This is a genomic window from Streptomyces sp. JLYT201, assembly GCF_059448825.1.
In genome coordinates, this window is the sequence record NZ_CM182551.1 from 3,741,187 (window position 1) to 3,752,506 (window position 11,320).

Here is an 11,320-nt window from a genome sequence, read left to right on the forward strand (position 1 = left end):
ACGGGCTGAGCCCTCGCGAACTACTTCTTGTACACCTGGACTTCAGTGAAGATCGGGCTCGCTTGCTGGTCGAACTTCACGCCAGAGACATTGGTGGAGTAGCCGGTCTGGAACTTGCCGTACCAGAGCGGGATGGAGGGGAAGCTGTTCTGCAGGCTGCGCTCGGCCTCGTTGTAGAGCTCCGCGGACTTCTCGATGGTCGGGGCCTTGTCGGCCTTGGCCGTCAGCTTGTCGAAGTCCTTGTTCGAGAAGCCGCTCTGGTTGCCGCCGACGCCGGTGCCGTAGAGGTCACGCAGGAAGTTGCCGTTGAACGGGTAGTCGAGGACCCAGCCGGAGCGGTACATCGACTTGACCTTCTTGGCGTCACGCGTCTGCGTGTCGGCCTGGAAGTCGGTCTTCGGGTCGCCGACGCAGTTCACGCCGGTCGCCTGCTTGATGCTGTTGCAGACGGCGGTGACCCAGCCCTTGTGCGGCTGGTCGGCGTTGTACTGGATGGAGACCTTGTTGTCCGGGACGCCGCCGCCGGCCTTGATGAGCTCCTTGGCCTTCTTGGCGTCGAACTTGCAGTACTCGCCGCAGGCGCCGGGCTTGTAGCCGATGACGTCCTTGGCGACCCAGCCGGTGGCGGGCTCACGGGTGTTGTTGAGGACCGTCTTGATGATGGTGTCGCGGTCGATCGCCATCGACAGGCCCTGGAGGACCTTGACGTCGATGTTCTTCCACTGCTTGGTGTAGCGGGCGAACGCGATCGTCTGGATCATCGAGAAGTTCTGGTTGATCGCGCGATCGCCCAGGTCTTCCTGGTAGTTGGCGAGCTCGCCTTCCGGCACGATGGCCATGGAGTCGACGTTGTTCGACACCAGGTCCTTGTACGCGCCGTCGGAGGAGGCGTAGTTCTTGAAGGTCACGCCACCGTTCTTGGCCTTGTTCGGGCCCTGGTAGCCGTCGTAGCGCGTGACCTTGATGGACTTCTTGTGGTCCCAGCTGGCGAACTTGTAGGGACCGTTGCCGACCGGCTTCTCGCCGTAGCCCTTCGGGTCCTTGAAGAAGCCGGAGGGCAGCGGGGAGAAGACCTCGTAGCCCAGCTTGTACGCGTAGTACGGGATGCCCGTGGTCAGCGTGATCGTGAACTCGTTGTCGCCCTTGACCTTCAGACCCGACATCTTGTCGGTCTTCGGCTTGCCCTTCTCGGGGTGGACGTCGGCGTAACCCTCGATGTCCGCGAACCAAGAGCTGTTGGTCTGGTTGTTCGGCGTGTGGGCCGCCCAGTTCCAGGCCTTGACGTACGACTCCGCGGTGACCGCCTCGCCGTTGTGGAACTTCCACCCCGGCTTGAGCTTGACCGTCCAGGTCTTGTTGTCCTTGGACGGCGTCACCGACTCCGCGTTCATGTTGACCAGCTTGCCGGTGCCCGGCGTGTAGTCGACGAGACCGGTGAACAGCGTGTGGATGACGTCGCTTCCGTACGCCTCCTTGGTGTTCGCCGGCTGAAGCGGGTTCTGCGGCTCGCCACTCGCGTAGACGAAGGTGCCGTTCTTGTCGATCGCCCGGTTCTTGTTGTCACTGCCGCTGTCGCCGCCACCACAGGCCGTCGCGGCAAGGGCGATAACAACCGCGCCCCCAACCCACTTGGCGCTCTTGGCACCACGCATGGGGTTCCTCCTCATGAGTCCACTTGTTCGCTACAAGAGGGGGTACGTCAAGCGGCGCCGACACCCCTGCCGGCGAAGATCGAGTACCCCAGTGTGCTCGTGAGTCGGCGCTCCCCACAGCGCGTGACCCATTGACCCGAGCTATACGCGGTCAACTATTAGCCATGAGGTACGGCCCGACCACACCCTTTTGGTCTCGGTTCAATCACACCTGGCACGTACAACTTCCAAAATCCGGACAAACCGATCCCAGATAGATGGTTGCGAAACGGACGTGTTACCCATCTAACGGTCAAGAGAGTCCGTATAGCGGACAGATCGTGGGCAAAAACCGGTTGCCGAGGTCCGTCGACGCCCCCGAACGCGCGGGAGGCCGGTTTCCCCCACACGCACCCGTGCGGGGGAAACCGGCCTCAGCGCCGAACGCCCTGAAGGGGCGCGGGGAACTGCGCGACCAGCCGCGGCAAAGCCGCAGATGAAAGACGACCGAAGAGGCTAGGCCACGCCTGCGTGGCTCAGCCGTGCTTGGCGCGCGACGCCGCACGGGCGCGCTCGCGCTGGTCCAGGTTCACCTTGCGGATGCGGACCGCCTCCGGGGTCACCTCGACGCACTCGTCGTCGCGGCAGAACTCCAGGGACTGCTCCAGGGAGAGCTTGCGCGGCGGCACCACGTTCTCCGTGTTGTCCGCGGAGGCCGCACGCATGTTGGTGAGCTTCTTCTCCTTGGTGATGTTCACGTCCATGTCGTCGGAGCGCGAGTTCTCGCCGACGATCATGCCCTCGTACACCTCGGTGCCGGGCTCCACGAAGAGCACGCCGCGCTCCTGGAGGTTGATCATCGCGAACGGCGTGACCGCGCCCGCGCGGTCGGCCACCAGCGAACCGTTGTTACGGGTCTGGAGCTGGCCGAACCACGGCTCGTGGCCCTCGTGGATGGAGTGCGCGATGCCCGTACCGCGGGTGTTCGTCAGGAACTCCGTACGGAAGCCGATGAGGCCGCGGGACGGGACGACGAACTCCATGCGCACCCAGCCGGAGCCGTGGTTGGACATGTTGTCCATGCGGCCCTTGCGGACGCCCATGAGCTGCGTGACGGCGCCCATGTGCTCCTCGGGCACGTCGATGGTCATGCGCTCGACCGGCTCGTGCGTCTTGCCGTCGATCTCCTGGGTGACCACCTGGGGCTTGCCGATGGTCAGCTCGAAGCCCTCGCGGCGCATCTGCTCGACCAGGATGGCGAGCGCCAGCTCGCCGCGGCCCTGCACCTCCCAGGCGTCCGGGCGTCCCGTCTCCAGGACACGCAGCGAGACGTTACCGATCAGCTCGCGGTCCAGACGGTCCTTGACCTGGCGGGCGGTGACCTTGCGGTCCTTGACGGCGGACTTGGCGTCCGCGCCCTTGCCGGTGCCGCCGCGGCCGACGAGCGGCGAGGTGTTCGTACCGATCGTCATGGAGATCGCGGGCTCGTCGACCGTGATCAGCGGGAGCGCGATCGGGTTCTCCGGGTCCGCGAGGGTCTCGCCGATCATGATGTCGGGGATGCCCGCGACGGCGCAGATGTCACCGGGGCCTGCCTTCTCGGCGGGCTTGCGGGTGAGGGCCTCGGTCATCATCAGCTCGGTGATGCGGACGTTGGAGATCGAGCCGTCGCGCTTGATCCAGGCGACGGTCTGGCCCTTGCGCAGCTCGCCCTGCTCGACGCGGAGCAGCGCGATGCGGCCGAGGAAGTTGTCGGCGTCCAGGTTGGTGACGTGGGCCTGGAGCGGGGCCGACTCGTCGTACTCGGGGGCCGGGACGTGCTCCAGGAGCGTCGAGAAGAACGGCTCCAGGTTGGTGCTGTCCGCGGGGACGGTGCCGTCCTCCGGCTTGGTCAGCGAGGCCACGCCGTCACGGCCGCAGGCGTAGACGATCGGGAACTCGATCTGGTCCTCGTCGGCGTCCAGGTCGAGGAAGAGGTCGTACGTCTCGTTGACGACCTCGTCGATGCGGGAGTCCGGGCGGTCCGTCTTGTTGATGCAGAGGATCACCGGCAGCCGCTGCTGGAGGGCCTTGCGGAGCACGAAGCGGGTCTGCGGCAGCGGACCCTCGGAGGCGTCGACCAGAAGGACGACCGCGTCCACCATCGACAGACCGCGCTCGACCTCGCCACCGAAGTCGGCGTGGCCGGGGGTGTCGATGATGTTGATCGTGATCGGGTCGCCACCGTCCTTCGGGTGGTACTTGACCGCGGTGTTCTTGGCCAGGATCGTGATGCCCTTCTCACGCTCCAGGTCGTTGCTGTCCATCATGCGGTCGTCGAGGGACTCTGCGGCGTGCGCGGCAAAGGCGCCCGCCTGCTTGAGCATGGCGTCGACGATGGTCGTCTTGCCGTGGTCGACGTGGGCGACGATGGCGACGTTACGAATGTCGTGGCGCGTGGGCATGCGAGGTGCGCTTCTCCCGGGAAGAGTGGAAGGCTGCGCGTACTTTTCTCTTTTGGTACGCGCGCCCTGCCGGGCAGACACACGCCACGGCCTTACCCCATTCTACGCGGCCCCGCCGGAACCGGCCCGGCGGGGCCCCGGCCTCAGCCCCGGGAGGGGCTCTCGGCGGGTTCGGCGCCGGGCTTCCGGTAGCCCATGTCCTCGTAGAGCGGGGTCGCGAAGCCGAAGGCCCCGGCGTTGGCGAGGTTCGGCCGGGCCGCCACCAGTTGGGGGCGCTGGTACAGGGGGATGGAGCCCGCCGCCGCCCAGATGCGGGCGTCGGCCTTCTTCACCAGGGAGCGCATCTCGCCCTCGTCGAGCTCGGCGAGGGCCTGGTCGAAGAGCTGGTCGATGTGGTCGGTACCGACGCGGGTGTAGTTCTGTTCGACGTTGAGGGAGCCGTCCGCGGCGGGCACCGGCTTGGCGAAGATCGGCCGGGCGTCGGTGGCGGGGAAGGCGGACGCGGGCCAGGAGTACAGGGCCAGGTCGTACTGGCCGGACGCGATGTGGTCCTTGAAGTAGCTGTCGTCGGCGACCTTCGCGATCTCCGTACGGACGCCGATGCGCTCCAGCATCCGGGAGATGCGGTCGGCGACGCCGCGCAGCGCCTGCGAGCCGTCGCCGGACGGCAGGACGAAGCGGAGCGTGAGCGGCTTGCCGTCCTTGGCCAGGGGCCCGCCCGCCCCCTTGCCCGCCTTGGGGGCGGCGGTGCCCTTGGGGGCGTAGGCACCCGGGGCGCCGCCCCTGGCGTGCTTCTCCGTGTGCTTCTCGGCGTGCTTCTCGGCGTGCTTCTCGGCGTGCTTGCGCGCGTGCTTCTTGGCCGGGGCGCCCGGGTCCTTGCGCTGCTCCTTGTCGGCGTCGCGGCGCGTGGTGAGGGCGTCGGCCTGGCGGGCCAGGACGGCCTGCTGGAACGCGGCCGCGGGGGCGGGCGCGAGGACCGAGGTGCCCCGGTCGCCGGGCTTCTGGTCGTCCTCGCCGACGATGTACGTGCCGTCGTCGCCGTCCTCGTCGCGGGCGTCCGCCTCGCTCCCGGCCGCGTTCTCCTTCGTGTCCTTCTTGTCCTTGTCCCTCTTCAGCTTGTCCTTGAGGGGGCCGCCGGGCGTCCAGCCCGCGTCGGCGAGCAGTGCCCGCGCCTCGGCGGTGTCCTGGTCCCCGAGCGCCCCGCTGTTGTCCGCGTACGCGTCCTGACCGGCCAGGGCCAGATGGCTGCCGACCGGGAGCGCGGGCAGGCCGAGCGGCTTCAGAACCGTTTCCGCGAGCTCGGTGCGGTTCAGGGCGCGGGCGACCGCGCGGCGGACCCGGTCGTCGGCGAGGGGGCCCTCGGCGCCGTTGAGGGCGAGCTGGGTGTAGGCGGGTTCGAGGGACTTGCGGACCGTGTAGCCGCGCAGGCCCTCCTGCTCGTCGGCGTACCGCGCGACGGCCTTGTCCGTCCGCTCCCGCGCCTCCTGCTCGGCCGCGGCGGCCTCCTCGTCCGTGCCGTGGGCGCGGGCCCAGGAGCGCAGGGCGTCGGCGGGGGTGAGCCGGGCGCCGGGGCCGTGCGCGAGCGGGCCCCGGCCGCCCTTGTCGCGGGCGGCCAGGGCGATCCGGCCCGCCTCGTCGGCGTCCACGTCGGCCAGGTCGACCTTGCCCGCGGCCAGCGCGGCGGCGCGGCGCTCGCGCGGCACCTCGCGCAGGACCAGCGTGTCGAGCTTGGCGGGGTTGCCCCACCAGCGCGGGCTGCGCCGGAGCGTGACCTCGCCCGCGCCCCGGTCGACGTCCTTGAGGACGAAGGGGCCCGCGGTGAGCTTCAGCCTGGTGCGCGCGCCGTCGTTGAAGGAGTCGGGGGTCCCCATGACCTCCTTCGGGTACAGCGGCGAGAACAGCGAGCGCCAGTCCGCGTACGGCTGCGCGAAGGTGACGCGCACCTCCAGGTTGTTGGCGCCGCGCTCGATCTTCTCGATGCGGTCGTAGCCCGCGTTGCGGGCCGTCCAGTACGCGCTGTCCTTGCCGGACAGGGCCCGCCACTGGGCGGCGAAGTCGTCCGCGCCGATCTCCCGGCCGTCGCTCCACACCGCCTGCTGGTTCAGCTTGTAGAGCACGACCTGCTTGGGCTCGCTCTCGACGACCTTCGCGGTCTCCAGGAAGTCCGGGTTGCGCTGTACGCGGCCCTGCGCGTCGAGGCGGTACAGGGAGGGCAGGACGGCGCCCGCCACCCGGGACGTGGCGTCGTCCGCGTCCGACTGGAAGGTGTTGAAGGTCTCCGGCAGCGCGTCGACGGCCCACTTCACGGTGCCGCCGTCGGCCACCAGGTCCCGGGCGGCGGGCGCGACGTCCTGGGCCGCCGCCGGGGTGCTCGTCTCGTCGTCCGCGCCGCACCCCGCGAGGGCGGGCAGCGCGAGGACTCCCGCGGCGAGGAACACGGCCGATCGGACCGTGGCCTTCGGGCGGACCGGTCGCTGCGGCCTGGCGCGGTCGTGGGGCATGACGGGTACCTCCGGGGCTGGCCCGGCCGCGATCCGCCCTGGCGGGCGGGGGTGGGAGGGGGCCGGGGCTGATGACGTGGTGCCGTTCGTGGTCCGGGTGGGGGGCTCGCAACGCGGTTCCGCGGTGCCCTGGGGCGGTGGCCCGGGGGTGGTGCCCCCGGGGTGCCTTCGGGGCGGTGCCCTGGAGGCGGTGCCCTTGTGGGGCGGTGCCCTCGGCGGTGAGGCTCGGGCGCCGTTTCCATGGGTATGCGCGGATGGCGACGTTACGGGCGAAATATGGAGTTGATCACATGTATCACCCCCACTGAACGCGACGGCCCCCGGCGAAGCCCCCCGACACGACGGCCCTCCCCCCAGAACCCACCCGTGCGGCGCAACGCCCCTCTCCCCCGCCCCGGGAACGGCGGACGGCCGACGAGCAGCAGACTCCGAGCGGTCTCCCGGCTCGCGCCCCACGCGATGAGAGGGCAGGCGGGTGGAGCGGGGTTCCCGGCCCGTCCGGCGGTTGAGGGTGAGGCCGGAGGCCGGTGCGGGAACGGGCGGAGGGTCCGGGCCCGGCCCCGGCGGAAGGAGAGCCGGAGCGCGGCCCCACCGGGGCCGCCGGGGCGCGCTCCGGCGGACATGAGCCAGCCCGCCCCCTTCCCGGGCCCAATCACGACAGATCCCTTCCCAAGCCGGGATGTGAGGCGCGACACTCGCAGGCGCATGAGCGTTTACGACCGCACCCCTTGAAGTGAGGGCAAGTCATGGCTCTGCAAGACGACCTGACGGCCATTCAGCGCTGTGTCGACGACCTCGTCCGCACGGTGGGCCGGATCGAGCGGCAGGCCGAGGCGGACGCGGCGGGCGTCGACTTCCGCCGGGTCCGCATGGACACCGACCACCTGCGCGAGAGCGTCGCGCTGCTGCGCGCGGCCGTGGCCCCCGCGTCCCCGGCCGAGCGCCGGACCCAGACGCCCCCGCCCCCCGCGCGGCCCGCGATGGTCCCCGTACCGGACACCCCGTACGACAGCTCCCTGTGGACGGACTCCGACGACGAGGGCCTGGGCGCCCGCTACCGCCGCGCGCCCTAGCCCGGCCCCGGCCCGCCCGCCTCCGGCCCCCCGGACCCGTGCCCGTCGTAACCCACCCGTCGACGAAGGAGTGGAGCCTCGTTGGCAACTGGCACCGAACCCCATCTGAACAAGGGCACGGCCCCCGGCGGCGTACGGCACGGCACGCGCGCCGCGATCGCCGCTGCCCATCTGCGAACGGACCGCTGGTGGCTCCAGCCCGCCGCGACCGCCGCCGGACTGTTCGCCTTCGTCGTGTACTCGACGTGGCGGGCGTTCGCGAATTCCGACTACTACGAGGCGCCGTACGTCTCGCCGTTCTACTCGCCGTGCGTCGCGGACAATTGCAGGCCGATGAAGAACGGCCCGAACTGGGAGATCTTCGGCAGCTGGTGGGGCCTGTCCCCCGCGCTGCTCATCCTCATCTTCCCGCTGGGATTCCGGCTCACCTGCTACTACTACCGCAAGGCCTACTACCGCGGATTCTGGGCGTCCCCGCCCGCCTGCGCGGTCGCCGAGCCGCACGCCAAGTACACCGGCGAGACGCGTTTCCCGCTGATCCTCCAGAACATCCACCGGTACTTCTTCTACGCCGCCGTGCCGGTCGCGGGCATTCTCACGTACGACACCGTGCTCGCCTTCCGCGACGAGCACTACGAGTGGGGCCACATGGGCCTCGGCACGCTCGTGTTCCTGGTGAACATCGTGCTGATCTGGGCGTACACGCTCTCCTGTCACTCGTGCCGGCACATCGTCGGCGGAAAGCTCAAGCACTTCTCCAAGCACCCGGTGCGCTACCGGATGTGGCAGTGGGTGGGCTGGCTGAACGGCCGTCACATGCTGCTCGCCTGGGCGTCGTTGATCAGCGTCGCGCTCGCCGACTTCTATGTGTATCTGATCGCCTCCGGCGCGTTCGACGATCCGGCACTGTTCTGACGACGAAAAGACGAAAGACGAAATAGGGGCGTTCTGATGTCTCAAGTGGAGCGGCAGCAGTGGGATGTCGTCGTCGTGGGCGCCGGCGGAGCGGGCCTGCGGGCCGCGATCGAGGCCCGTGAACAGGGCGCGCGCACGGCGGTGATCTGCAAGTCGCTGTTCGGCAAGGCCCATACGGTGATGGCCGAGGGCGGCATCGCTGCGGCCATGGCGAATGTGAACTCCGGCGACAACTGGCAGGTGCACTTCCGTGACACCCTGCGCGGCGGAAAGTTCCTCAACCAGTGGCGGATGGCCGAACTGCACGCCCGCGAGGCCCCCGACCGGGTGTGGGAACTGGAGACCTGGGGCGCGCTCTTCGACCGCACCAAGGACGGCCGGATCTCACAGCGGAACTTCGGCGGCCACGAATACCCCCGGCTCGCCCACGTCGGCGACCGTACGGGCCTCGAACTGATCCGCACCCTCCAGCAGAAGATCGTGGCCCTCCAGCAGGAGGACGAGAAGGAGTTCGGCGACTACGAAGCCCGGCTGAAGGTCTTCCAGGAGTGCACGGTCACCCGCGTACTCAAAGAGGGCGACCGGGTCAGCGGCGCCTTCTGCTACGAGCGGGAGAGCGGGCGGTTCTTCGTCATCGAGGCGCCCAGCGTCGTGCTCGCCACCGGCGGCATCGGCAAGTCCTTCAAGGTCACCTCGAATTCGTGGGAGTACACGGGCGACGGGCACGCCCTCGCGCTGCTCGCGGGCGCCCCGCTGCTGAACATGGAATTCGTCCAGTTCCACCCGACGGGAATGGTGTGGCCGCCGTCGGTGAAAGGAATCCTCGTCACCGAGTCCGTGCGCGGCGACGGCGGCGTCCTGCGGAACTCCGACGGCAAGCGGTTCATGTTCGACTACATCCCGGACGTCTTCAAGGAGAAGTACGCGGAGTCGGAGGAGGAGGGCGACCGCTGGTACGAGGACCCGGACCACAACCGCCGTCCGCCCGAGCTGCTGCCCCGGGACGAGGTGGCGCGGGCCATCAACTCCGAGGTGAAGGCGGGGCGCGGCTCGCCGCACGGCGGGGTGTTCCTCGACGTGTCGACGCGGATGCCCGCCGAGGTGATCCGGCGCCGGCTCCCCTCGATGTACCACCAGTTCAAGGAGCTGGCGGACGTCGACATCACCGCGGAGGCGATGGAGGTCGGGCCGACCTGCCACTACGTGATGGGCGGCATCGCGGTCGAATCCGACACGGCGGCGGCGCGCGGCGTGCCGGGCCTGTTCGCGGCCGGTGAGGTCGCGGGCGGCATGCACGGCTCCAACCGGCTCGGCGGGAACTCCCTGTCCGACCTGCTCGTGTTCGGCCGCCGCGCCGGTCTGCACGCGGCGCGGTACGCGGACGAACTGGCCGTGCGCCCCGTGGTGGACGAGCCGCAGCTGGACACGGCGGCCGCGGAGGCACTGCGTCCGTTCAGCGCGGAGGGCCCCTCGGACGGGGCGCCCCCGGAGAACCCGTACACGCTCCACCAGGAACTCCAGCAGACCATGAACGACCTGGTCGGCATCATCCGTCGCGCGGGCGAGATGGAGCGGGCCCTGGAGAAGCTCGCCGAGCTGCGGGTGCGGGCGCGGCGGGCCGGGGTCGAGGGGCACCGGCAGTTCAACCCGGGCTGGCACCTGGCGCTCGACCTCAGGAACATGCTGCTCGTCAGCGAATGCGTGGCGCGCGCGGCCCTGGAGCGCACCGAGAGCCGCGGCGGGCACACCCGCGACGACCACCCCGGGATGAACCGCGAGTGGCGCCGCGTGAACCTGCTGTGCCGCCTCGTCGACCCGACCGGCGGCCTCGCGGCGACCGACCCGGTGCGCGGCCAGATCGACCTCGAACGCGTCACGACCGATCCCATCCGCCCCGACCTGCTCGCCCTCTTCGAGAAGGAGGAGCTGGTCAAGTACCTGGCCGAAGAGGAGCTCTACGAGTGAGCACAGCTGCATCGTCCACGGCGTACGACGCGCGCTTCAGGGTCTGGCGCGGCGACACCGGCGGAGGCGGCCTCGAGGACTTCACGGTCGAGGTCAACGACGGCGAGGTGGTCCTCGACATCATCCACCGCCTCCAGGCCACCCAGGCGCCGGACCTCGCGGTGCGCTGGAACTGCAAGGCGGGCAAGTGCGGTTCCTGCTCGGCGGAGATCAACGGCCGGCCGCGCCTGATGTGCATGACCCGGATGTCGGTGTTCTCGCGCGAGGAGACCATCACCGTCACACCGCTGCGGGCGTTTCCCGTGGTCCGCGACCTGGTGACCGACGTGGGCTTCAACTACGCCAAGGCGCGCGAGGTCCCCGCCTTCGTGCCGCCGCCCGGCGTGGGCCCCGGCGAGTACCGCATGATGCAGGAGGACGTGGACCGCTCCCAGGAGTTCCGCAAGTGCATCGAGTGCTTCCTGTGCCAGGACACCTGCCACGTGGTGCGTGACCACGAGGAGAACAAGACGGCGTTCGCGGGGCCGCGCTTCCTGATGCGGGTCGCGGAGCTGGACATGCACCCGCTGGACGCCGCGGCGGACACGGGCCTCGACCGCAAGGCGACCGCCCAGGACGAGCACGGGCTCGGCTACTGCAACATCACCAAGTGCTGTACGGAGGTGTGCCCCGAGGGCATCCGCATCACGGACAACGCGCTGATTCCCCTGAAGGAGCGGGCGGTGGACCGCAAGTACGATCCGCTGGTCTGGCTGGGGAACAAGATCCGGCGGCGGGGGGAGTAGGCGCCG

General features: G+C 69.6%; 7 protein-coding genes. 4 read left to right on the plus strand and 3 right to left on the minus strand.

Going from position 1 to position 11,320, the window contains the following annotated elements:
* Positions 1-20: 20 nt before the first annotated feature.
* From AC5WAM_RS15035 to AC5WAM_RS15045, 3 genes are all read right to left on the minus strand, one after another.
* The gene (locus AC5WAM_RS15035) at positions 21-1,652 is read right to left on the minus strand and encodes a peptide ABC transporter substrate-binding protein (RefSeq protein ID WP_495522869.1); all 1,632 of its coding nucleotides are present in this window, start codon (positions 1,650-1,652) and stop codon (positions 21-23) included.
* A gap of 515 nt (positions 1,653-2,167) precedes the next feature.
* Positions 2,168-4,075, minus strand: coding sequence for a translational GTPase TypA (gene typA, locus AC5WAM_RS15040; RefSeq protein WP_366794356.1), 1,908 nt, complete (start codon positions 4,073-4,075; stop codon positions 2,168-2,170).
* A gap of 143 nt (positions 4,076-4,218) precedes the next feature.
* Positions 4,219-6,576: an ABC transporter family substrate-binding protein gene (locus AC5WAM_RS15045; RefSeq protein WP_495522870.1), complete on the minus strand. Its 2,358-nt coding sequence runs from the start codon at positions 6,574-6,576 to the stop codon at positions 4,219-4,221.
* Positions 6,577-7,322: 746 nt separating this feature from the next.
* On the opposite strand from AC5WAM_RS15045, the gene AC5WAM_RS15050 reads away from it, so the two are divergent.
* From AC5WAM_RS15050 to AC5WAM_RS15065, 4 genes are all read left to right on the plus strand, one after another.
* The gene (locus AC5WAM_RS15050) at positions 7,323-7,649 is read left to right on the plus strand and encodes an Rv0250c family protein (protein WP_366794354.1); all 327 of its coding nucleotides are present in this window, start codon (positions 7,323-7,325) and stop codon (positions 7,647-7,649) included.
* An 81-nt stretch (positions 7,650-7,730) separates the two neighbouring features.
* Positions 7,731-8,564 (plus strand): succinate dehydrogenase subunit SdhC, encoded by an 834-nt coding sequence (sdhC, locus tag AC5WAM_RS15055; RefSeq protein WP_366794353.1) that lies wholly within the window; start codon positions 7,731-7,733, stop codon positions 8,562-8,564.
* A 36-nt stretch (positions 8,565-8,600) separates the two neighbouring features.
* Positions 8,601-10,529, plus strand: a complete 1,929-nt coding sequence (locus tag AC5WAM_RS15060; protein WP_366794352.1) for a fumarate reductase/succinate dehydrogenase flavoprotein subunit — start codon at positions 8,601-8,603, stop codon at positions 10,527-10,529.
* A complete protein-coding gene (locus AC5WAM_RS15065) occupies positions 10,526-11,314 on the plus strand; it encodes a succinate dehydrogenase/fumarate reductase iron-sulfur subunit (protein ID WP_366794351.1) in 789 nt (262 codons plus the stop codon). Before AC5WAM_RS15060 ends, AC5WAM_RS15065 begins: the two co-directional genes overlap by 4 nt.
* Positions 11,315-11,320 lie beyond the last annotated feature (6 nt).

What these genes read in the sequence shown, in the direction of transcription:
- AC5WAM_RS15045 (WP_495522870.1), bottom strand. Translation starts at nt 6,576, where the DNA reads ATGCCCCACGACCGCGCCAGGCCGCAGCGACCGGTCCGCCCGAAGGCC.
- AC5WAM_RS15050 (WP_366794354.1), top strand. Translation starts at nt 7,323, where the DNA reads ATGGCTCTGCAAGACGACCTGACGGCCATTCAGCGCTGTGTCGACGAC.
- AC5WAM_RS15035 (WP_495522869.1), bottom strand. Translation starts at nt 1,652, where the DNA reads ATGCGTGGTGCCAAGAGCGCCAAGTGGGTTGGGGGCGCGGTTGTTATC.
- AC5WAM_RS15060 (WP_366794352.1), top strand. Translation starts at nt 8,601, where the DNA reads ATGTCTCAAGTGGAGCGGCAGCAGTGGGATGTCGTCGTCGTGGGCGCC.
- typA (WP_366794356.1), bottom strand. Translation starts at nt 4,075, where the DNA reads ATGCCCACGCGCCACGACATTCGTAACGTCGCCATCGTCGCCCACGTC.